A 23,734-nucleotide genomic window follows, 5' to 3' on the forward strand; every position below is an offset into this window, starting at 1 on the left:
GTGTGCTGCCTGAGCCAGACGTGGCAGCCGGCCAGCGGCCGGCTCTACCCACCATGAAGAAGGGCGGCCTTTCGGCCGCCCTTTTCATTCGTCCGTACCGGATACCGGCGCGAACTCCAGCACATCGCCATGTGCGTTGCGCAGCAGCAGGCGGCCACGCCCATCCAGCGCAAGTGTCATCTCTGCGCGCGCATTCACCACCGTCCCGGCGACACGTTCCTGTTCGGCCACCTCGGCCCGGATGCAGGCGGCCGTGGTGATGATGCCGCCCTCAAGAACCAGCCGGTCACCTTGCAGGCGATAGGTGCTGCTGGCCTGGTTGCACAGGTTCAACTGGCTCATGTAACCGGGCTGGAAGCGCAGCGTGTAGGGCGGTCGACCGCGCACGAACAACGCATCGATGCGCCGGCCCTGCGCGTCGGTGGCGCGCTCCAGTTGCCACCGGTGTGCCTCGAGCTGATCGGTGCTGGGTGTGCTGGCAGCGGCCACATCCGCAGACATGGCCAGCAGCGCAGCAACGATGAGGGCGGGGACATGCTTCATGCCGATCTCCCGATGCATGTGGGTAGTGCCGGCCGCTGGCCGGCAACATCCGTGTGTTGGCGGTGCTCCGCAGGGCAGCCGGCCAGCGGCCGGCTCTACCCACCACGAAGAAGGGCGACCTCGCGGCCGCCCTTCTGTGGTTTTACTTCTTCTCGATGGCCGACTCGACCACCATGTCCAGCACGTACGCCTGCGACGGCGCATCGGCCGGCGGGTTCTTCACTTCGTAGCGCTTCACGCGCACCACGTTGCGCACGCCGTCTTCGTGGGTGTAGCCCTCGATGTTGCCGTAGAAGTTCTCGAACTTGCCCGGCTCACCCTGCTTCAGGCCCTTGTCGTCGAACTTCACTTCGCGCACCTGCAGGCACTGGTAGTCCGGGATCAGCGGATGCGAGCACTTCTCGGTCTTGGCGGCCACTTCCAGGAACACGGTTTCGCCGGCGCCGCCGTAGCGGGTTTCAGCGGTCGGCTCCGGGTTGAACACCAGCACGTCGCCCTTGGCGTTGGTCAGGGTCAGCTTGCCATCGGCATCCTGCTCGGCCTTCAGCTCGCCCTGCAGGCGGCTCGACACGGCTTCGTCCAGCGCCATCAGCGCCTTGTCGGTGCAGGCCATCAGGGTCGAGGCCATCGCACTGACCGTCAGCTTGCCGTCGGCCAGGGTGTAGCCGCCGCCCATGCGGTTGCAGGTGTTGCTGACCGACAGGCGGCCATCAGCGAAGTCCAGGGTGACCGGCTTGTCTTCGCGGGCGAACAGCGCGTCGATGCGCTTGCCGTCGGCGCCGGTGGCCTGCTGCAGCAGCCAGTGCTGGCTCTGCAGGCGCTGCGCATCCAGGTGCGCCAGCGTCTGCTGGTCTGCTGCCTTGGCCGCGGCCGGGGCCACGTCGTCGCCGCCGTTGCCGGCCGGGGCCGGGGTCTGGCTGCAGGCGGCCATCAGGGCCAGCGGGAGGAGCAGGGTGAGCTTGCGGTTCATGGTGATTCTCCTTGGGGAACCGTGGGGGAAACGGGGTGGGGCCGGCAACGGGGTTACCGTGCCCCGGCGCTGTTCAGCTGCCGGAGGGCAACCACAGCAGCAGCGCCGCGCCCAGCGCGATGCGGTAGATCGCGAAGGCGGTGAACCTGTGCGACTTGATGTAGCCCATCAGCCACTTCACTACGACGAAGCCGGTGATGGCCGCGGCAACGAAGGCCACGCCCACGTCGGTCCAGTTCTCGCTGCCCAGCTGCCCGGCCTTGGCCATTTCCAGGAAGGTGTAGGCGCTGGCGGCGAACATGGTGGGAATGCCGACCAGGAACACGAACTCGGCGGCGGCGGCGCGGCGGCTCAGGCCCAGCAGCATGGCCAGGAAGATCGCCGAGGCCGAGCGCGAAGTGCCGGGGAATACGCCGGCCACCACCTGCGCCAGGCCCACGCCGATCGCCACCGTCCAGGTCACCTGGTCGCGGTCGGGCAGGCGCGCGGTGTAGGCCTCCACCAGCAGCATCCAGACGCCACCGATGATCAGCGCCCAGGCTACCGGGCTGACCGTCTCCGGCAGCGACCAGCCGGCCTTGCGCACCACCAGGCCCACCACCGCAGTGACCAGGAAGGCGGCGCCCAGCTTGAACACGTACTCGCGGTTCTCGCGCTGGTTGAAGCCGGTGGCCAGCTGCAGCAGGCGCTGGCGGAACACCAGCACCACGGCCACGATCGCGCCGGCCTGGATGACGATGTTGAAGAAGTCCGAGCGGGCCCCCAGCCAGTGCTGGGCGATGAGCAGGTGGCCGGTGCTGGAGATCGGCAGGAATTCGGTGAGGCCTTCGAGGATGCCCAGCAGCAGGGCGGAGAGCAGGTCGGACATGGACGGTGCGTGCACGCGCGGCGGAAGGAAGAAGGTCGAGAGGATAGACGATCCCTGCTGCACCAAACGGGTGCGTCTGGTGACGGGCGCACCCGTTTGGTGCGCACGGTTCCGCACCGCCACGGGGCGCCCTTTTTGAAATCAATGACTTGCGGCCAGCGAAAAGTTGGCACGGTCGTTGCTGTACCTCAGCAGGCATTCATCCCCATCCGAGGTCGTACCGATGTCCGTGGAAAACGTAGAAAAGCTGATCAAGGACAACCAGATCGAGTTCGTCGACCTGCGCTTCGTCGACATGCGTGGCGTCGAGCAGCACGTGACCTTCCCGGTCAGCATCGTTGAGCCGTCGCTGTTCGAAGAAGGCAAGATGTTCGATGGCAGCTCGATCGCCGGCTGGAAGGGCATCGCCGAATCGGACATGGTGCTGCTGCCGGATACCGCCAGTGCCTACGTCGACCCGTTCTACGCCGATCCGACCATCGTGATCAGCTGTGACATCCTCGACCCGGCCACCATGCAGCCGTATGGCCGCTGCCCGCGCGGCATCGCCAAGCGCGCCGAGGCCTACCTGAAGTCCTCCGGCATCGCCGAAACCGCGTTCTTCGGCCCGGAGCCGGAATTCTTCATCTTCGACTCGGTCCGCTTCGCCAATGAAATGGGCCACACCTTCTTCCAGGTCGACTCGGAAGAAGCGGCGTGGAACAGCGGCGCCAAGTACGACGGCGCCAACAGCGGCTACCGCCCGGGCGTGAAGGGCGGCTACTTCCCCGTTCCGCCGACCGACACCCTGCACGACCTGCGCGCCGAGATGTGCAAGACCCTGGAACAGGTCGGCATCGAAGTGGAAGTGCAGCACCACGAAGTGGCCACCGCCGGCCAGTGCGAGATCGGCACCAAGTTCAGCACCCTGGTGCAGAAGGCCGACGAACTGCTGCGCATGAAGTACGTGATCAAGAACGTCGCGCACCGCAACGGCAAGACCGTCACCTTCATGCCCAAGCCGATCGTCGGCGACAACGGCAGCGGCATGCACGTGCACCAGTCGCTGTCCAAGGGCGGCACCAACCTGTTCTCCGGTGACGGCTACGGTGGCCTGAGCCAGCTGGCGCTGTGGTACATCGGCGGCATCTTCAAGCATGCCAAGGCCATCAACGCCTTCGCCAACTCGGGCACCAACAGCTACAAGCGCCTGGTGCCGGGCTACGAAGCACCGGTGATGCTGGCCTACTCGGCCCGCAACCGTTCGGCGTCGTGCCGCATTCCGTGGGTCTCCAACCCGAAGGCGCGCCGCATCGAAATGCGCTTCCCGGACCCGATCCAGTCCGGCTACCTCACCTTCACCGCGCTGATGATGGCCGGCCTGGACGGCATCAAGAACCAGATCGACCCGGGCGCACCGAGCGACAAGGACCTGTACGACCTGCCGCCGGAAGAAGAGAAGCTGATCCCGCAGGTCTGCTCTTCGCTGGACCAGGCGCTGGAAGCGCTGGACAAGGACCGCGAGTTCCTGAAGGCCGGCGGCGTGATGAGCGATGACTTCATCGACGGCTACATCGCGCTGAAGATGCAGGAAGTGACCAAGTTCCGCGCGGCCACCCACCCGCTGGAATACCAGCTGTACTACGCCAGCTGACCGGGCGCGATGGCGGTGGGCATCCCCCTCCCACCCGCCGCCATCGCACCCGTTTTCGCGGCTGGGGAGCCGCGGTCAGATCGGGGTCGGATCCCGTTCGTTTACGAATGGGCTCTGACCCCTGATCCAGGGGCAAGAGAGAGACCGGATACGCGACCAGGGCTGCCCTCCCTCCCGCGTCGGTCGTGCAAGGAGAGAGGCACGGCCGTCCCGGCCCTGTACGTGTCCGGTGCAACAGCCACGGCCATCACCCTGATGGCCGCTGGTTGCCTGATGCCAACGCGCGCTGGCGCGCTGGCCCCATCCACCCTCGGGACATGCGCATGAAACTGATCTCCGCCATCATCCGGCCGTTCAAGCTCGACGAGGTCCGCGAGGCCCTGTCCGACGCGGGCGTGTCGGGCATCACCGTGACCGAAGTGAAAGGCTTCGGTCGTCAGAAGGGCCACACCGAGCTGTATCGCGGCGCCGAGTACGTCGTCGATTTCCTGCCCAAGATCAAGATCGAAACCGTGGTCACCGACGAGCGTGCCGACGCGGTGATCGAAGCGATCCAGTCGTCGGCAGGCACCGGCAAGATCGGTGACGGCAAGATCTTCGTCACTGCCGTCGAACAGGTCATCCGCATCCGCACCGGCGAAATCGGTGCCGACGCGCTGTAACCCCCTTCCGGAGACTCCCCCATGAAGATGCGCCTTCTCACCGGGTGGCAAGCCCGGTTCCATCTGGTGTGCCTGTTGATGCTGCTCAGCGCGCTGGCGGCCGGTGCCTGGCCGGGCAGTGCCCATGCCCAGGTGCAGGTGTCGCCGTTGCCGAGCGAGAGCGTGGCAGTTGAACCGCTGCAGGATCCGGTTGCCGCAGCGGCTGCACCGGCCGTGGCCGAAGCGGCGGCCGCCTATGACCGCGGCGACGTCGCGTGGATGCTCACCTCCACCCTGCTGGTGCTGTTGATGGTGGTGCCGGGGCTGGCGTTGTTCTACGGCGGCCTTGTGCGTTCGAAGAACGTGCTGTCGGTGCTCAGCCAGATCCTGGTGGTGTTCTCGCTGGTCCTGCTGCTGTGGGTGTCCTATGGCTACAGCGCGGTGTTCAGCGTGGGCAACCCGTTCTTCGGCTCGTTCACCGAATTCGCCTTCCTCAAGGGCTTCACGCCCGACTCGGTTGGCAACACGCCGATCAAGGGCCTGCCGGATTACCTGTTCGTCGCCTTCCAGTCGACCTTCGCCGGCATCACCACCGCGCTGATCGTCGGTGCTTTCGCCGAGCGCATCAAGTTCCGTGCGGTGCTGCTGTTCTCGGCGCTGTGGTTCACCCTCAGCTACATCCCGATGGCGCACATCGTCTGGGGCGGCGGCTATCTGGGTGAGATGGGCGCGATCGATTTCGCCGGTGGCACCGTGGTCCACATCAACGCAGGTGTGGCTGGCCTGGTGGCCGCATGGTTCGTCGGCAAGCGCCTGGGCTATGGCCAGACCGCGCTGAAGCCGCACAACGTGCCGTTCACCTATATCGGCGCGATGCTGCTGTGGGTGGGCTGGTTCGGCTTCAACGCGGGCTCCGCCGCCGCTGCCGATACCGTGGCGTCACTGGCCTTCCTCAACACCGTGCTGGCCACCGCCGCCGCCGTGCTCGGTTGGACCCTGGTGGAAGCAATCAGCAAGGGCAAGCCGTCGGCACTGGGTGCCGCTTCGGGCGCGGTGGCCGGCCTGGTCGGCATCACCCCGGCCTGCGGCACCGTCGGCCCGCTCGGCGCGATCATCATCGGCTTCGTCGCCGGCGTGGTCTGCGTGTGGGGCGTGACCGGTTTGAAGCGCCTGCTGAAGGTGGACGACACCGCCGACGTATTCGGTGTGCATGGTGTCGGCGGCATCGTCGGCGCGATTCTTACCGGTGTGTTCAGCGCACAGTCGCTGGGCGGTACCAAGCCCGATCTGGATATCGCCCATCAGGTCTGGGTGCAGGTGGTCAGCGTCGGCCTGACCGTGGTCTGGTCGGCGGTGGTGACCACGCTGATCCTGCTGGTGGTGCGCAGCGTGGTCGGCCTGCGCGTCACCGAGGAAGCCGAACGCACGGGTCTGGATGTGACTTCGCATGGCGAGTCCGCCTACGAGGCCTGATCGGTTTCACGGTTTCGTGGACGCCCCGTCACTACTGCGCCGCAGTCAGTGGCGGGCGTCCATCACCGGCAGCCTTAGTGCGGCCGGTGTCTGCTGGTACGCGGGCAGATCCGGCACAGATTCCAAGCATCGCCGGCTCGCGAAAGACGCTCCGTCGGACATCACACTTTGCCGGGAAAGCCCCGCTCCGCTTGGCTCGCCGGCCCTGTTGCCTGCGATGCGATTCCCCTAAAGTGCTGCCTCTTCCAGCCGACTATTCGTCGGACTGGCAGCTATCCGCAGGGAACAGAGCATCGTGAAACAGGGACGTAGTGTGCGCAGCCGCGCGTTGCAGTGGCGGTTGTCCGTGGGCGTGGCACTGGCCATCGTTGGCATCCCGGCACCTGTCCTGGCGCAGGTAGTGTCACCGGAGCAGGAGCTGCTCCGGCAGCAGGAGCGCGAGCGCGCGCTGCGGGAACAACAGGAATCCGCGCCGGATGTCCGGCTGCAGCCGGCCACCGAAGGTCTCGGCCATCTGCCGGCGGACGAGTCGCCCTGCTTCACCATCAACCGCATCGCGCTGCAGGGTGATCTGGCCGAACGCTTCCGCTGGGCACTGGCGGCGGCCGATCCGCGCAGCGACCCCGCCACCGGGCGCTGCCTGGGCACCGCCGGCGTGGACATCGTGATGAAGCGCGTGCAGAACGCAATCATCGAGCGTGGCTACGTCACCACCCGCATCCTCGCTGCGCCGCAGGACCTGAAGTCCGGCGTGCTGACGCTCACGGTCGTGCCAGGGCGCGTCAATGCCATCCGCTTCGCCGATGGCGAAGGCCGTACGCCCGCGCTCTGGAACGCGGTGCGGGTCGCGCGCGGCGAAGTACTGAACCTGCGTGACATCGAGCAGGCGCTGGAAAACCTGCAGCGTGTGCCGACCGCTTCGGTGGACATCCAGATCGCCCCCCCGGCCGAGGGCGCGGCTGCCAAACCGGGCGAGAGCGACCTGGTGATCAGCTGGCAGCAGGCGCATCTGGTACGGGTCAACCTGACCCTGGACGATGCCGGCAGCCAGTCCACGGGCAAGATGCAGGCCGGTACCACGGTGTCGGTGGACAACGCGGCCGGTCTCAGCGACCTGTTCTACATCAACGTGGGCAAATCGGTGTTCAACGGCAGCGAGCGTGGCACCGACAGCTGGGCGGTGCATTACAGCGTGCCGCTGGGCGGATGGCTGCTGGGCGCCAACGCCAGCAACTTCGACTATGAGCAGACCGTTGCCGGCGCGTTCGAGAACTACGTCTACAGTGGCTCCAGCCGCAACGCCGAGCTGCGCCTGACACGCATGCTGTTCCGCAACGCGCGTGCCAAGACCAACATGTATGCGCGCGGCTGGTATCGCGAATCGGACAACTTCATCAACGATACCGAGATCGAAGTGCAGCGCCGCCGCATGGCCGGCTGGGAGCTGGGCCTGGGCCACCGTCACTTCATCGGCAAGGCCACACTGGATGTGAACCTGGCGTACCGCAAGGGTACCGGCGCCTTCAACGCGTTGCGTGCGCCGGAAGAGGCGTTTGGCGAAGGTACGGCGCATGGCCGCATCTACACCGCCGACGCGCAGCTGGTGCTGCCGATGCAATGGGGCCGCCAGAGCCTGCGCTACACCGGCAGCTGGCGAGCGCAGTGGAACCGCTCGCCGCTGGTGCCGCAGGATCGATTCTCGATTGGTGGCCGCTACACGGTGCGTGGCTTCGATGGCGAAATGTCGCTGACCGGCGAGCGTGGCTGGTTGCTGCGCAATGAACTCGGCGTGCCCCTGGGCGGTGGCGTGGAGGCCTATGTCGCCGTCGATCACGGGCGTGTCGGTGGACCTTCCACGGCGCGATTGGCGGGCGACCGGCTCACCGGCACGGCCCTCGGGCTTCGCGGCGGCACCCGCCACATCAACTGGGAAGCGTTCGTCGGCAGCCCCCTGTCCAAGCCACGCGGCTTCCAGACTGCCTACACCACGTTCGGAATGAACATGGGCGTCTCGTTCTGACGCCTGCACATGGCCGGCCTGCGCTGCTTGCTGCGCGGCCAGCACGATGCGGTACCGCGCAGCCTGCTGCGCATACAACCCAACAGCACCGAAAGGAATCAGCGCCGTGAACAGAATCTACCGTCTGGTCTTCAACCGTACGCTCGGGGTCATGCAGGTTGTGTCCGAGCTGGTCAACGCCGCGCACGGCGGCGCCGACAACCGGGAAGGCCGTGCGGTTGGCACGCTGCGTCCGATCAGTTTCGCGCTGTGGCTGATGCTGGGGTGGGTGGGTCTGGTGCAGCCGTTGTCCGCGCAGCAGGCGCCGGCCGACCCGGGCCGTATTGCCGCAGACCCCGGTGCGCCGGCGAACCAGCGCCCGACGGTGATCACCTCGGCCAACGGCACGCCCCAGGTGAACATCACCACGCCCAGCGCTGGTGGGGTGTCGCGCAATACCTACCAGCAGTTCGACGTCGGCCAGCAGGGCGTCATCCTCAACAACTCGCGCGGTGAGGTGCAGACCCAGCTGGGCGGCTGGGTACAGGGCAATCCGTGGCTGGCCACAGGTACCGCGCGCGTCATCCTCAACGAGGTCAACAGCAGCAATCCGAGCCACCTCAATGGCTATGTGGAAGTGGCGGGTGCGCGGGCGCAGGTGGTCATCGCCAACCCGGCCGGCATCCAGGTCAATGGCGCGGGCTTCCTCAATGCCAGCCGGGTGACCCTCACCACCGGTACGCCGATCGTGAACAATGGCGTGCTGGAGGGCTATCGCGTGCAGGGCGGCAGCATCGGTGTCGGTGGCGCAGGCCTGGATACCAGTCGCGCCGACTACACCGACATCATCACCCGTTCGCTGCAGGTCAACGCCGGCATCTGGGCCAACCAGCTGCAGGCCAGCCTGGGCAGCAACGTGGTCAGCGCTGACCACAGCAGCGTGCAGCTGCAGAAGCCTGCATCTGCGCCTCCCACCTTTGCCCTGGATGTGGGCGCGCTGGGTGGCATGTACGCCAACCGCATCTGGCTGGTCGGCAACGAACACGGCGTGGGTGTGAGCAACGCCGGCAAGATCGGCGCACAGGCTGGCGAGCTGGTGGTCACCGCCGACGGCCGGCTGCAGAACACCGGCGCGATGCATGCGCAGCAGGACCTGCGCATCGACGCCAGCGCGGGCATCGCCAATCCCGGCACGCTCAGTGCCGAGCGCGAGCTGCGCCTGCAGACCCCGGCAGATGTCGATAACAGCGGCGGCACGCTCAACGCACGGCGCATCGACGTGAATGCCGATGCGCTGCGCAACCGCGGTGGCAGCATCGAACAGCTTGGAGCGCAGGCGCTGCAGCTGCAGGCGGCCGACGTCAGCAATCTGCAGGGCCGTATCGGCAACGTGGCCAGTGCGTCGCCGGGGACCGGCACCCCTCCGGGCACAGGTACGCCGGGAACCGGAACACCGGGTACCGGCAACCCGGGCACCGGCACGCCAGGCACGGGTACTCCGGGCACCGGCTCCCCTGGCACCGGCACCCCGCCGGTCACGCCGCTCCCGTCTCTGGCAACCGGCCTGCTCAACATCGCCGGAACCCTGAGCAACGATGGCGGCCGCATTGAAGCCAGTGGTGACCTGCAGCTCAGCGCCCGCAACAGTCTGGACAACAGCGACGGCATGCTGGGCGCAAGCACCCTGCAGGTGCAGGGAGAAGCGCTGCGCAACATGCGTGGCACCCTGCAGGTCCAGGGCGCGGCCAGCGCGCAGGTGCAACAGCTGGACAACAGCGGCGGCCGCATGACCTTCGCCCGTGGTTTCGAGTTGAAGGCGCAGTCGGCGATCAATCGCGGCGGCAGCCTTGCCCACGGTGGCAGCGCCGAAACGACCTGGACGATTGGCCAGCTCGACAACAGCGAGGGCAACATCTCCAGCAATGCCACGCGCCTGGGTCTGGACATCGGCACCCTGGTCAACACGCGAGGCAGCATCAACCACGCTGGCAGCGAGGGCTTGCTGCTGCGTGCGGGGGTGCTGGATGGCGTGCAGGGCAGCATCGCCACTGCTGGCGTGGCAGGCCTGCAGCTGGGCCGTGCCGACCACCGCGGTGCGCAGCTGGTCGCCCGCCAGCTCCAGCTGACCGCACAGGACTTCGACAACCGTGGCGGCCGCGTGCTGTCCACCGGGCAGCAGGCCAGTACGCTCAACGTCCGCAATCACCTGGACAACAGCGACGGTGGCCTGCTGGCCAGCAATGCTGACCTGCAGATCGATGCAGCGTCCTTCGGCAATGCTGCCGGCACCGTGCAGCAGGCGGGCGCTGGCAACCTGCGCCTTGCCACCGCCAACCTGCAGGGCCAGGGCGGCACCGTTCTCAGCAACGGCACCCTGCAGCTGCACGGCGATACGCTGAACCTGCGCAACGGCACCACCGCCGCGCAGCGCATCGATGTGCGCGCCGGCGACCTGACCACCGCCGGTGGCATGCTGACCTCCACGGGCAGCGACGCGCTGCAGCTGCAGGTATCGCGCACCCTGGACAACAGCGGCGGCACCGTTGGCGCCAATGGTGCGCTGGACATCAACGGCGGCATCCTCATCAACGATGGCGGCAAACTGATCGCCGCAGGCACCGGCACCAGCCGCATCCATGCCAGCCAGCGGCTGCAGAACCAGCGCGGCCTGCTGTCCGGCAATGGCGATCTGGACATCAAGGCCGATGGCCTGCTGAATGAGGGCGGCAGCGTCGATCATGCTGGCACCGGCACGCTGCAGATCGAAGTGACCACCATGCAGGGGGTTGGCGGCAGCATCGCCAGCAACGGCCAGCTGCAGTTGAGCGGGCAGCAGCTGGACCTGCAGAAGGGCAACACCCGCGCCCGTGACGTGAAGATCACGGCCACGGGCCTGGACACCAGCGGTGGCAGCCTGTTGTCACTGGGCAACAACGCGATGCAGCTGCAGGTGCAGGGCCTGCTGCGTAACGACGGCGGCAGCATCAGCGCCAATGGTGCGCAGCAGGTCCAGGCGGGCGCGCTGTCCAACCGCGGCGGCGCGCTCAACTCGGCGGGCACGGCGGCTTCGGAGATCCGGGTCGACGGCACGCTCGACAACAGCGGCGGCAGCATCGCCAGCAATGCGACAAATCTGCAGCTGAAGAGCGGCGCACTGGTCAATGCCAACGGTACCCTCAGCCATGCGGGCAGCGCCGGCCTGGCCATCGACACCGGGCGCCTGGACGGGGCGAAGGGTCAGATCGCCACTGCTGGCGCCCTGCAGCTCACTGCGGGCGAGGTCGACCACCAGGACGCATCGCTGGCTGCCGCGCAACTGGACATCACGGCGACCGGGTTCGACAACCGCGGCGGGCGCATCATCGCCACCGGCACCGGCGGCAATACGCTGCGCGTGCAGGGCACGCTGGACAACGGCAATGGCGGCACCCTGGCCAGCAATGGCAACCTGGATATCCACGCGCGTACCTTCGGCAATGCCGGTGGAACCGTGCAGCAGGCCGGGTCCGGCAGCCTGGTCATCACCACGCAGGACCTGACCGGCGCCGGTGGCACCCTGCTCAGCAACGGTTCGCTGGAGCTGCAGGGCGACACCCTCGATCTGCGCAACGGCACCACGACCGCGCAGCGCATCAGCATCGACGGTGACAGCGTGATCACCGCGGGCGGCAAACTGAGTGCGCTGGGCACCGGGGCGCTGCAGCTGCAGGCCCGCAGCCTGCTCGACAATGCCGGCGGAACGCTGGGCAGCAATGGCACCGTCGATGTGCGCGCAGGCCGCTTCGTCAACGACCATGGCACGCTGATTGCTGCCGGTGATGCTGCATCCGTGATCCGCGCCGCGCAGCTGGAGAACCGCAGCGGCTCGATCTCCGCCAACGGCAAGCTGCACATCGAGGCGGATACGCTGTCGGGCCAGGGCGGCAGCATCGGTGCCGCAAGCGCGCTGTCACTGCAGGGCGGGTCATTGGATCTCCGCGGCGGCAGCGTGGCGGCCGAGCAGCTCGATATCGTGGCCGACAGCCTGGACAACAGCGCAGGCGCGCTGCGCGCAACCGGCAGCGGGACGCTGGCACTGCAGGTAAGCGGCCGCTTGGCCAACGACGCGGGCACCATCGCCAGCAACGGTGCGCAGCGCATCGAAGCCGGCGAACTCTCCAACCGCGGTGGCACGCTCAGTTCGGCAGGCAGCGCCACGACCGAGCTGCACGTAGCGGGCCTGTTCGACAACAGCAACGGCGTGCTCGCCAGCAACGGCGCCGCGCTGAAGATCGATGCCGGCCACATGACCAACGTCAAGGGAACGCTCAGCCATGCCGGCAGCCAGGGCCTGCTGCTGCGCACCGGGCAACTGGATGGCCAGGGCGGCACCATCGCCACCGCAGGCGGCATCACCCTGCAGGCGGGCAGCGTGGACCATCGCGGCGCCACCCTGCAGGCCGAGCGCATCGAACTGGATGCACAGTCGTTCGACAACCGGGCCGGCAAGGTCATCGCGACCGGTGCAGAGGGTAGCCGGATCGACGTGGTCGGCAACCTGGACAACGGTGAGGGCGGTCTGCTGGCCAGCAACGGCGACCTGGATGTCCATGCGGCGGTGTTCGGCAATGCCGGCGGTACCGTGCAGCACGCCGGCGAAGGCGTGCTGTCGATCAGCGCCGGAACGCTCGACGGTACTGGCGGCACGCTGGTCAGCAATGGCAGCCTGCTGCTCAAGGGCACCACCACCAACCTGCGGGCGGGTGTCACCTCGGCCAAGCGGATCGAGGTGGATACCGGCACCCTGATCACCGCCGGCGGCACGCTCACTGCGACCGGCAGCGACATGCTGTGGCTGAGCGCGCGCGAGCGCATCGACAACAGCGGCGGCACCGTATCCAGCAACGGTGGGCTGGATCTGCGCAGCACCGTGCTGGTCAACGCTGGCGGTACGCTGCAGTCCGCTGGCACGGCGGCCAGCCAGCTGATCATCGGCCAGGACCTCAACAACCGCGGCGGCCGCATCCTGGCCAACGGCGGGCTCGGCATCACCTCCGGCAGCATCGACAACCAGGGCGGCACGCTGCACAGCGCAGCACGGCTGGTGGTCAAGGCCGATGGCCTGCTCGACAACAGCAACAAGGGCACCATCGCCAGCGGCGCGGGCATGCAGGTGGCGGCGGCTTCGCTGGACAACCGCAGCGGCAGCATCGAGCAGGCAGGCGACGGCCTGCTGCAGATCGATGCCACCACACTGCAGGGCCACGCCGGCCGCATCGTCAGCAACGGCGAGCTGCAGCTGAAGGGTGAGACGCTGGATCTCAGCGCAGGCACCACTGCCGCGCAGCAGGTCAGCATCGAGGCCGGGCAGCTGGACAACACGGGCGGTACGCTGAACGCCACCGGCAACCAGGCGATGGCGCTGCAGGTGCGCGGCGCGCTGGGCAATGACGGCGGCACCATTGCCGCCAACGGCGCGCAGCAGATCAGAGCCGATTCGCTGTCGAATGCAGGCGGCACGTTGAGCTCGGCAGGTACGTCCGACAGCCGGATCTCCGTCACCGGCCGATTCAACAACGGTGGCGGCACCCTCGCCAGCAATGCCGCCAACCTGCGTATCGATGCTGGGCAGCTGGTCAACGCCACGGGCAGCATCGTCCATGCAGGCAAGGGCGTGTTGAACGTGCATGCCGACCAGCTGGATGGAGCCGCCGGAAGCATCGCCACGGCAGGCGCATTGCAGCTGGATGCGATGACTGTGGACCATCGCGACGCCACGCTCAGTGCCGATCACTTCAACATCAATACCGACCGCTTCGACAACCAGAATGGCAAGCTGCTGGCGACGGGCACGCAGGCCAGCGGCGTGCAGGCCACCACCTCACTGGACAATGGTGGCAACGGTCTGATCGCCAGCAATGGCGACCTGACCCTGACCAGCGCACGGTTCGGCAATGCCGGCGGCACCGTGCAGCAGGCCGGTACCGGCACGCTGGCCATCAACGCGCACACCTTGAATGGCCAGGGCGGCAAGCTGCTCAGCAATGGCGCCCTGCAGTTGACCGGCGAGACCACCGACCTGCGTGATGGCACGCTGTCCGCGGTCCGCATCGCCGTGGATACGGGCACGCTGCTCAACGCGGGCGGTTCGATCATCGCCTCCGGCACCGATGCGTTGAAGGTGTCCGCCCGCGATCGGCTGGACAACAGCGGAGGCACTCTTGCCGGCAATGGCGCGCTGGATCTGCGCAGCGCGCAACTGCTCAACAATCGGGGCACGATCCAGGCCGCCGGCAGCGGCAGCAGCACCTTGGCGATCACCCACGCGCTGGACAATCGCGGCGGCCGCATCCTGACCACAGGCAACGCAGGCATCAGCGCGGGCACGCTCGACAATCGTGGCGGCACCGTGCACAGCGATGGCAACAGCGCATTGACCGTGCGCGTGGACGGACTGCTCGACAACAGTGACAAGGGCACCCTGTCCGCGGGAGGCACGCTGCTGGCCGAGGCACAGGCCATCAACAATAGCGGCGGTACTGTGGCCGCGGGGCAGGATCTGCGGCTGACCAGTGCCGATCTGCTGCGCAACGACGGCGGCCTGGTCCAGGCCGGCAAGCACCTGCAGGTCTCGGCCGGTGGCCTGAACAACAACAGTGGCCGGATCATTGCCAACGACCTGCAGCTGGATAGTCGCGGCCAGGCGCTGGACAACCGCAGCGGGATCATTGCCAGCCTCTCCGGAAATGCGGAGCTGCGCAGTGGTGCGCTGGACAACACCGGTGGGCTGCTGCAGTCGGCGGCGGCACTCAGCATCAACACCGCGGGACAGCGGCTGATCAATGCCGGTTCCAATGGCAATGGCATCGTCAGCAGCGGCACGCTGCAGATCCGCAGCGGCGATCTCGACAATCGTGGTGGCGCCGTGTTCGCCAAGGCCGGTGCCGACGTGCAGGCCATCAACATCGACAACAGTGGTGGCGGCTCGCTGGTGAGTGCTGCCGATCTACTGCTGCGTGCGCAGCAGCTGGCCAACAGCGGTGGCAGCGTAACCGCCGGTGGTAATGCCGACATCGGCTTGCAGGGCGCGCTGCTCAACAGTGGCGGCCTCGTGGCGGCGACCGGCCGCCTCGACCTGCAGGCCGGTTACATCGACAACCGCAATACGCTCAGCCAGGCCAATGGCCCTGCGCTGGGCTTGCAGGGCAAGACCCTGCAGGTGACCACCGGCAACCTGGACAACCAGAACGGCCAGGTGATTGCCGACAACCTGCTGCTGCAGGTGAACCAGCGCCTGGACAACAGCGGTGGCCAGGTGTCGGCGGCACTGACCTCCGATGTCCGCGCCGATACCCTGGTCAACAGCGGAGGCACCCTGGTGGCCGGCCGGCAGCAGACGCTCCGCACCCGCGAGATCATCGGCGACGGCCGGCTGATGTCGCAGGGTGACATGACCCTGGAGCTGGGCCAGAGCCACACCAACCGTGGCGAGATGGTGGCCAACGGCACGCTGAGCCTGTCCATCCAGGGCAACCTGGACAACAGCGGCAAGCTGGCCGGCGCCAACGTCAACATCAACGCCGGCAACATCACCAACGCCTCCACCGGCGAGATCAGCAGCATCGGCCTGACCCGCCTTGCAGCGGGTGGCGCTCTGGTCAACTACGGCCTGCTGGACGGCAATGTCACCCATATCACCGCCGCGACCGTCGACAACATCGGCAGCGGCCGCATCTACGGTGACCACGTCGCCATCCAGGCAGGATCGCTCAACAACCTCGCCGCCAACATCGGTGGCGCGGACCGTGCGGGCACCATCGCCGCGCGTCAGCGCCTGGACCTCGGCGTCGGCACGCTGACCAACAGCGGCAAGAGCCTGATCTTCAGTGATGGTGACGCCGCGATCGGCGGCGCCCTGAACGGCCTGGGCGCGGTAGGCAGTGCCCAGAAGGTGGACAACATCGGTTCCACCATCGAGGTCAGCGGCAATCTGGACCTGTCCGCACTGGCAGTGAACAACATCCGCGAGAACGTAGTCGTGGAGAAGGTCACCACCGTGCGCGCGCCGGTCCGGCTGGAGCAGCCTGGCTGGTTCAAGAACGCCACCAACAACAACCGCGATTTCAGGGCGACTTCGAACTACCAGCCGTACGAGATCTACTACCTTGATCCGTCGGACATCCTCGAAGACACCCCCTATGTCACCCCGGATGGCCAACAGATCCGCAAGGCGGTCATCCGGCTGACCAGCAACACCAGTGCCTATGCCTTCGCCCGCGGTGGCGCATATGGTGCGCGCGCTTCGCGCGAACGCCTGAACGTGCAGGACGGCACCGTTACGGTCTACTACATCGGCCGTGCCGACAACCGCAACAACCCCGATCAGCTCGGTGCGGGGGCGGAGGATCCGTTCCGCGACCTGTCCACCCGGGGGCCCGGTTCGCCGCCCGTCGAGTACGTGACCGACACCCTCAGGTACAACAACGCCTACGGCACCTGCACCACCACCTGCGTGCAGATCATCACCTATCCGGACTATGACAATCCGGACGCGACGCTGATCAACATGCAGCGTCACCCGCAGGAGACCAGCGGCAACGAGAAGACCCGCATTGCCACCCGCACTACCGTGGAGGATGTGGTGGTTTCGGCAGGCAACAATGCCGTGATCAATGCGGGTGGCAACATGCGGATCAACACTGATCGGCTGGAGAACCGTTTCGCCAACATCGCCGCGGGTCGCGACCTGGCCATCGTCGGCCTGAACCGTGACCAGTCCGAGGTGATCAATGCCGCCGAGCAGCTGACCCGCACCAGCACCTTCGACAATGTGTCCATCACGTACGGTGGCTCCTCCAGCCGCTGGAAGGCGGCCCCCATCACCGAGAAGACCGGTGCGCTGGGCTCGTCGATAACGGCGGGCGGCAAGCTCACCATCGATGTCGGCAACCTGCGCAACGACAACAGCGGTGGCAGCAACCCCAATGCCGGTGGCGGCAAGGGCACGGCGCAGCTGGATACCGGTGGCCGCGGCACAGGCGCGGTCGGTCCGGGCGCGGGCAGCGTGCAGGGGCCTGGCCATAGCACCGGCCAGGGTGCGGGCAGCGTGGATGCGCAGGGGCCGGGCACGGCCGGCGCGGCGCAGGGCGCCAATGGCGGCCACCAGCAGGCGGTAGCCCAGGCCGACGGTGTGCGCGCGGATGCAGCCGGTGCACAAGGACCGGGCCAGGCCGGTAATGCAGGCACCGGTGCCGGCACGGCGCAGGACATCAGTGCGGCACAGGCCGGGCAGGCCAATGCCAATGGCCCGGGCACGGTCCGCGCTGGGGAGCACACTGGAAGTGGTGGCAACACCGCCGTGGAGGGCAAGCAGGCCACCACGACGACCGGTTCTGACCCGCGCGTGGTGGTGACCACCCGCCCGAATGCCAGTGCGCCCACGGCCAGCCTGTTCAACGTGGACGCCAACCGTGGCAGCCACATCGTGGAAACCGATCCGCGCTTTACCAGCTACCGTGACTGGCTCAGCTCGGATTACCTTCTGCAGCGCGCAGGCTTTGATCCCGCGCAGACGCAGAAGCGCCTGGGTGATGGCTTCTACGAGCAGAAGCTGGTGCGCGAACAGATCGGCGAACTCACCGGCCGTCGCTTCCTTACCGGCCACGCCAGCGACGAGGAGCAGTACCGCGCGCTGCTGGAGGCCGGTGCCACAGTGGCGAGCGAATGGGGCCTGCGCCCCGGCGTAGCGCTCACGGCCGAGCAGATGGCGCGCCTGACCAGCGACATCGTCTGGCTGGTGGAAAAGGACGTCACCCTGGCCGATGGCTCGGTGGTTCGCGCGCTGGTGCCGCAGGTCTACCTGCGGGTGCTGCCGGGCGACCTTGGCAACGATGGCGCATTGCTGGCCGGCGCGGAGGTGGACGTCAAGCTGCGCGGTGACCTGGTCAACAGCGGCACGATTGCCGGCCGCCAGCTGGTCAGCATCGATGCCGGCAACATCCGCAACCTGTCCGGCGGCCAGATCAGCGGTGCCCAGGTGGGCCTGTCGGCACGGCAGGACATCGACATCATCGGCAGCACCGTCAAGGCTACCGACGCGCTGGCGTTGAAGGCCGGCGGCAACATCACCGTGGCCTCGACCACCACGGAATGGAAGGACCAGGGCGATCGCCTGTCGCAGCAGAAGACCACGCTCGACCGCGTGGCAGGCCTGTATGTCACCAATCCCAGCGGCGACGGTGTGCTGTCGGTGGTGGCTGGCGGTGACATCGGCCTCAAGGCGGCGGAGATCCGCAATGCCGGCAAGGATGGCATCACCCAGCTGGTTGCCGGCGGCAACCTGGACCTCGGCGCACAGACGCTGGGCCAGAGCAGCGCGCTGAACCACGACAGCCGCAACCACACCAGCAACAGCCAGACCACGCACGCGGTGACTTCGATTGAGGGCGCCGGCGATGTGGTGCTGGCAGCGGGCAAGGACATCAACCTGGCTGCGACCCGCATCAAGGCCGATGGCGGCATGGCCCTGCAGGCCGGCGGCGATATCAACAGCCAGGTGCTGGTGGACAGCCGCAGCAGCGACTTCAATGCAGGCGGCAAGCGCAGTTCGCTGCAGATCAGCCAGAGTGATGAGACCGTGCGCGGCAGCCAGTTGCTGGCTGGCGACAACATGGTGCTGAGGGCAAACCGCGATATCAATCTGACCGCTACCCAGGCCACCAGCTCGGATGGCACGTTGAGTGTCACCGCCGGTCGCGACCTCAACCTGCTCTCGGCCAGCGAGACGCATGACTTCAGCCTGGACAGTTACGATAAGAAAAAGAAGACACTTTCGAGCACCACCACCACCCGCCATGCCGAGAGCAGCGACAGCTACGCGATCGGCACCGGTCTGATGGGCGAGAGCGTGAGCGTCACCGCCGGCCGTGACCTGACCGCGGTGGGTGCGGTAGTCGATGCCACCGGTACGGTCGTTCTCGGCGCCGGCAACAATGTGCTGATCACCTCCGCTGAAGACCATCACAGCAGCGAGTCCAGTGAGAGCAGGAAGAAGTCCGGCTTCACCGGTGGCTTCTCCAATGGCACCGCCTCGATCGGTTACGGCAGCTCGAAGAACAGCAGCAGCACTGCCGAGCAGTCGACCACCCAGGTCGGCTCGGCCATTGCCTCGCGCGAGGGCAGCGTGCTGATCAACGCGGGCAACCAGCTGACCATCGCTGCCTCGGACGTGGCGGCCGGCAAGGACCTGACCCTGGTTGGCAAGGACATCAATCTGATTGCCCGCCAGGACACCGAGGACACCCAGTCCAGCCAGTCGAGCAAGTCCAGCGGGTTCTCGGTGGGCGTCACCTACGATCCCGCCAAGGCCTACCGCACCGCACGCGACAAGGCCACCGAAGGCATGGCCGACAGCGGCACGATGATGGGCCGGATCACGCGCACCGCCGAAGGCGTGGCGGCCGGTGTGGCCGCCGTGCTGCCGGCGATCACGGCCGGCAGCCAGCGCTCGAACAGCAACCAGAGCCACTCCAGCAGTGATGCCCGGGTCAGCAACCTCAATGCAGGGGGCAATCTCTCGCTGATCGCCAATGGCGGCTCGATCACCAGCCAGGGCGCGCAGATGTCGGCCGAGGGCGATGCTGTCCTGCTGGCCACCAAGGACATCGTCTTCGACGTCGCGCACAACACCGAGCGTAGTGGCAGCGACAGCCGTGGCAAGGGTTGGGGTATCGCCACCAACTCCGCTGGGCTGCCGTTCGGCACCAACAACTCACGCAGCGATGGCGCCGGACAGAGCGACACCATCACCGGCACCCAGCTGTCGGTCGGTGGTGGCCTGCGCATGGCCACCACCGAGGGTGATATCAGCCTGACCGCCGCCAACATCGCGGCCGAGAAGGATGTCAACATCCGCGCTGCGGGCGACCTGACGATCCGTAGCGGGCAGGATACGGTCAGCAATGCCAACCGCTCCGACAGCAAGGCGATCGGCACTGTGCAGATCTCCGACACCGAGAAGTTCTCCGGCTGGCATCGCGAACAGCATCGCGATGACAGCGCGCAGGTCTCACAGGTGGCCAGCACTGTCGGCAGCCTTGGCGGCAACGTCAACCTCACCGCAGGTGGCAAGTACACGCAGAGCGCCAGCAATGTAGTGGCCGCCAAGGACGTGAACATCACCGCTGCCGAGATCGAGCTGCTGACCGCCGATGAAAGTGGTCATTACTCGCAGAGCGACAAGGACCTGAAGATCGGTGCCTTCGCGCGGGTGAAGTCGCCGCTGATCGATCTGTTGAACAACGTCGACGCCGCGCGCAAGTCCGACGATCGCCTGCAGAAGATGCAGGGACTTGCTGCTGGTGCCAATGCCTATCAAGCGGCCAGTGCGATTTCCAGCATGGCCGGCAAGGGCGGAGGCGGGGCACTGCTCAGTGCCGAGGCCGGCGTCGGCTTCAAGACCTCCAGCAGCAGTGCCGATGGCAGCAGCCAGGTCTCGCGCGGCTCTACCATCCAAGGTGGCGGCAACGTCAACCTGACCAGTACCCAGGGCGACATCCACGTGGTGCAGGGCAATCTGAGCGCGGGCAACACGCTCAGTCTGGATTCGGCCGGCGACATCCTGCTGGAAGCGGGCAAGGCGCATGTGGCCGACCGCAGCAAGAGCAGCAATGCCGGCGCCGAAGTCGGCGTGGGCGTTGCGGTGGGCGCGCAGACCGGTGTGTATGTGTACGCCGAAGCGAGCGTCGGCAGCAGCAAGTCCAATGCCGAGAGCAGCACCTGGCAGAACACCACACTGACAGGCAAGAACATTTCGATGAAGGCCGAGGGCGATACCACGCTGCGTGGCGCCACGGCGACCGCTGATCGCATCGACGTCAAGACCGGCGGGACGCTGACCATCGAATCGCTGCAGGACATCGCCGAGAGCATGTCGAAGAACAGCCAGGTGGGCGGTCGCGTGCAGGTGTCGTTCGGTACCGCATGGAATGCTGACGGGTATGCCAGTGCGGGCAAGGCCAACGGCAGCTATCAGGGTGTTGGCCAGCAGAGCGGCCTGTTTGCCGGCAATGGCGGGTACCACGTCGATGCAGGTCACGTGAACCTGGTGGGGGGCACGATTGCCAGCACCAATGCGGGCAACAGTGAACTGACTGCGGATTCGCTGACGTTCACCGACCTGCAGAACCACATGGACTACAAGGCCACGTCGGGCAGCATCAGTGGTGGCTTCGGCAGCAGTGGCAAGGGCCCGACGGACAAGGGTGTGGGAGCGGTTGAGCAGCTGCAAGGCATCGGCAGCAACATCAAATCCGGAACGTTCGGCGGCGTGGATGGTGTCGCGTTCGGCGGTGGACTGCCGATGCATGAAAGTGGCAGCGACAGCTCAAGCACGCGTGCAACACTGACCGAGGGCAATATCACCATCGGCGGCAGGAAGACCACGGCGGCCGAACTGGGTGTCAATACCGATGCGGCTGCGGCACACCGTGCGCTGGAGGCGATGCCTGATGCCAACAAGATGCTGGCCGACCAGCAGGCACTGGCGAACGCAGCCGGCACAGTACTGGCCACCAGCAAGCAGATCGCATCGGACATTGGCAGCTACGGGATCAACAAGATCACCGATGCCTACCTGGAGGGTAAGAGCGCCGCAGAGAAGGAGGCCTTTGCCAACCTCAGTCCCAAGGACCAGTACACCGCCCTTGCCGGCTTTGACAGCTCTTACCCTGATGCGCTGGTCACGCAGCAGAAGTGGGCACCCGACGGTACCTATGGCCGTGCGCTCAACGCGGTCTCCACCGCGCTGGTCGGCGGCGTGGCAGGGCAGGCGGGTGGTCAGGTCATCTCGAACACACTCGCGCCCTACGCCGCTGAGCTGATTGGAAAGACATTCGATCCCAACAAGCAGAGCGCCGTCCCCAGTGAGGCGATGCAGATGCTCTCGCATGCGCTTCTGGGCGCGCTGCTTGCGGAGGCGAATGGGGGTTCGGCGGGTACCGGAGCCGCTGCTGCCGGAGGGGGTGAACTGGCAGCCAAATTCCTGGGTGACTACTACGCGCGGCAGAATGGCGGGCAGCTGACTCCGGAGCAGGAACAGCAGATCAAGGCATTGGGCCAGGCGGTCGGCGCGATGGCAGGTGGGATTGGTGGAGACGGAGCCATGGGTGCGGCGTTGGGAGCCACCATCGCCAGGAACTCCGTCGAGAACAACTATCTGAATCATGCCGAGCGCATGCAGTTCCTCGACGCCATGCTGAGCTGCATGAAGAGCGGGAAGCGTTGCGGCGAACAGAAGGAGCTGGCAGCACTGTCGGACGCGCGCAATGCGGCACTGATTGCTGCATGTACCGCGGCTGCCGATTCGCCTGCCTGCCGCGCAGAGCAGACGAAGCTGGGTGACGCCTATTGGTCACTTACCCAGAATGATTCCACCTATCTGCGATGGATCAAGGACAATGGCCTTGATCTGGCCCAGGCGGCACTGACGAAGGGCAATGGTGGCCAGGTCGCCTCCGATCTGCTGACGCATACGTCCTCGCTGGATGCCCGTTACAAGATCACCTGTGCAGCGGCAGGGCGCTGCGATCCATTCACCGCCGGCGTGCTCGCGTTGAATGGGAAGACACAGGAGGCGGCAGCCAACGCGGCACTGAATCTGCTGTTCGACAAGGTGGGCTCGGGAGCAGGCGTGGTGACCAACGCGGGTGGAATGGTCATGGACATGGCGAAGATGAATGCCATCTACATGTCCATTGAGAGCACCAAGCAGGCCTTGAACGACTTCCAGCGCATCGGCGAAATTGGCGGCTGGGGTGTCGTGAAGGAAAAGGGTGCCGGCGCCTGGTCGTCCATTTCAGGCTACTTCGGGAACGGCTGGGATGCGGCGACCTACGAGCTGGGCCTGAACCAGAAGTGGAACCTGGCAGATGTGGCAGCAAACGGCTTCATCAAGGGCGACATGGGACTGGACGTCGCATTGGCCGTGGTCAGCCTGGGTGATGTCACCGCGATGCGGGCGGCCGCGAAGGCCAGGAAGCTGGCGGCGTTGGAGAGGGAGGTCGCAACGAATGGCGTGGAAGGTGCGAAGCCAGCAGTCGGCGTCAAAGATGGAACGCCTCATTCAGATGCACCATCAGGCGATGTCATCGGCAAACTTGAGCCGGGCAACCCAAGTAGTTCAAGTCTCCCGCGTTTCGGGGATAGGCTGCTAATTGATCAGGGACAGCTTCCCACCTGTGGGCCGACTTCTTGTGCAATGGTGCTGGATACCGCCGGTAAAAAGGTGGACCTGGGCGCCATTATCATACAGTCCAATGTAAGAGCTGAAGGGACCACTATGCCTGCCTTGGCCCAAGTTCTAAGAAACAACGGACTTTCTTCAACCAGAAGGGCGTCGGTCACTATTGAAGAGCTCGCGGAAGCAACAGCGAAGGGTGATCCTGCAATCGTTAGAATGAGCTTGGATCGAGGAGGTCATGCTGTTGTCGTGGACGGTGTTACGATGAGGAACGGGCAATATGTAGTTGCCATACGTGACCCTGCAATGGGCAGGCAGTATTTCACGCCCATTGATGAGTTTAAAAGAAAATTCTCTGGTGAAGCAATTATTACTAGTAAATAGGTGATA

8 protein-coding genes are annotated in these 23,734 nt (G+C 66.2%); 5 read left to right on the forward strand and 3 right to left on the reverse strand.

Annotated elements, in window-relative coordinates; translation table 11 throughout:
* Positions 1-84: 84 nt before the first annotated feature.
* The 3 genes from ACZK1G_RS00500 to ACZK1G_RS00510 all read right to left on the reverse strand — a co-directional run bounded on the left by ACZK1G_RS00500 (position 85) and on the right by ACZK1G_RS00510 (position 2,381).
* Complete coding sequence (locus ACZK1G_RS00500) at positions 85-543, reverse strand: META domain-containing protein (RefSeq protein WP_049444482.1); 459 nt, start codon at positions 541-543, stop codon at positions 85-87.
* Between the two features lie 142 nt (positions 544-685).
* Positions 686-1,513: an META and DUF4377 domain-containing protein gene (locus tag ACZK1G_RS00505; RefSeq protein WP_049444434.1), complete on the reverse strand. Its 828-nt coding sequence runs from the start codon at positions 1,511-1,513 to the stop codon at positions 686-688.
* A 73-nt stretch (positions 1,514-1,586) separates the two neighbouring features.
* On the reverse strand, positions 1,587-2,381 hold the full coding sequence (locus ACZK1G_RS00510; RefSeq protein WP_049444436.1) for an undecaprenyl-diphosphate phosphatase: 795 nt from the start codon (positions 2,379-2,381) through the stop codon (positions 1,587-1,589).
* Positions 2,382-2,604: 223 nt separating this feature from the next.
* Between ACZK1G_RS00510 and glnA the strand changes: the two genes are divergently transcribed.
* The 5 genes from glnA to ACZK1G_RS00535 all read left to right on the forward strand — a co-directional run bounded on the left by glnA (position 2,605) and on the right by ACZK1G_RS00535 (position 23,728).
* Entirely contained in the window at positions 2,605-4,014 is a 1,410-nt protein-coding gene (gene glnA, locus ACZK1G_RS00515; protein ID WP_004153533.1) for a type I glutamate--ammonia ligase, read from the forward strand.
* A 323-nt stretch (positions 4,015-4,337) separates the two neighbouring features.
* The gene (locus tag ACZK1G_RS00520; protein WP_004134334.1) at positions 4,338-4,676 is read left to right on the forward strand and encodes a P-II family nitrogen regulator; all 339 of its coding nucleotides are present in this window, start codon (positions 4,338-4,340) and stop codon (positions 4,674-4,676) included.
* A 21-nt stretch (positions 4,677-4,697) separates the two neighbouring features.
* The gene (locus tag ACZK1G_RS00525) at positions 4,698-6,128 is read left to right on the forward strand and encodes an ammonium transporter (RefSeq protein WP_101764672.1); all 1,431 of its coding nucleotides are present in this window, start codon (positions 4,698-4,700) and stop codon (positions 6,126-6,128) included.
* Between the two features lie 295 nt (positions 6,129-6,423).
* Positions 6,424-8,148 (forward strand): ShlB/FhaC/HecB family hemolysin secretion/activation protein, encoded by a 1,725-nt coding sequence (locus ACZK1G_RS00530; RefSeq protein ID WP_101764673.1) that lies wholly within the window; start codon positions 6,424-6,426, stop codon positions 8,146-8,148.
* A gap of 106 nt (positions 8,149-8,254) precedes the next feature.
* Positions 8,255-23,728 carry a hemagglutinin repeat-containing protein gene (locus ACZK1G_RS00535; protein ID WP_197621931.1) on the forward strand — a complete coding sequence of 5,158 codons (15,474 nt, stop codon included), beginning with the start codon at positions 8,255-8,257 and terminating at the stop codon, positions 23,726-23,728.
* The last annotated feature ends 6 nt before the right edge of the window (positions 23,729-23,734 follow it).

Source organism: Stenotrophomonas sp. 109824_Sma (assembly GCF_056480025.1).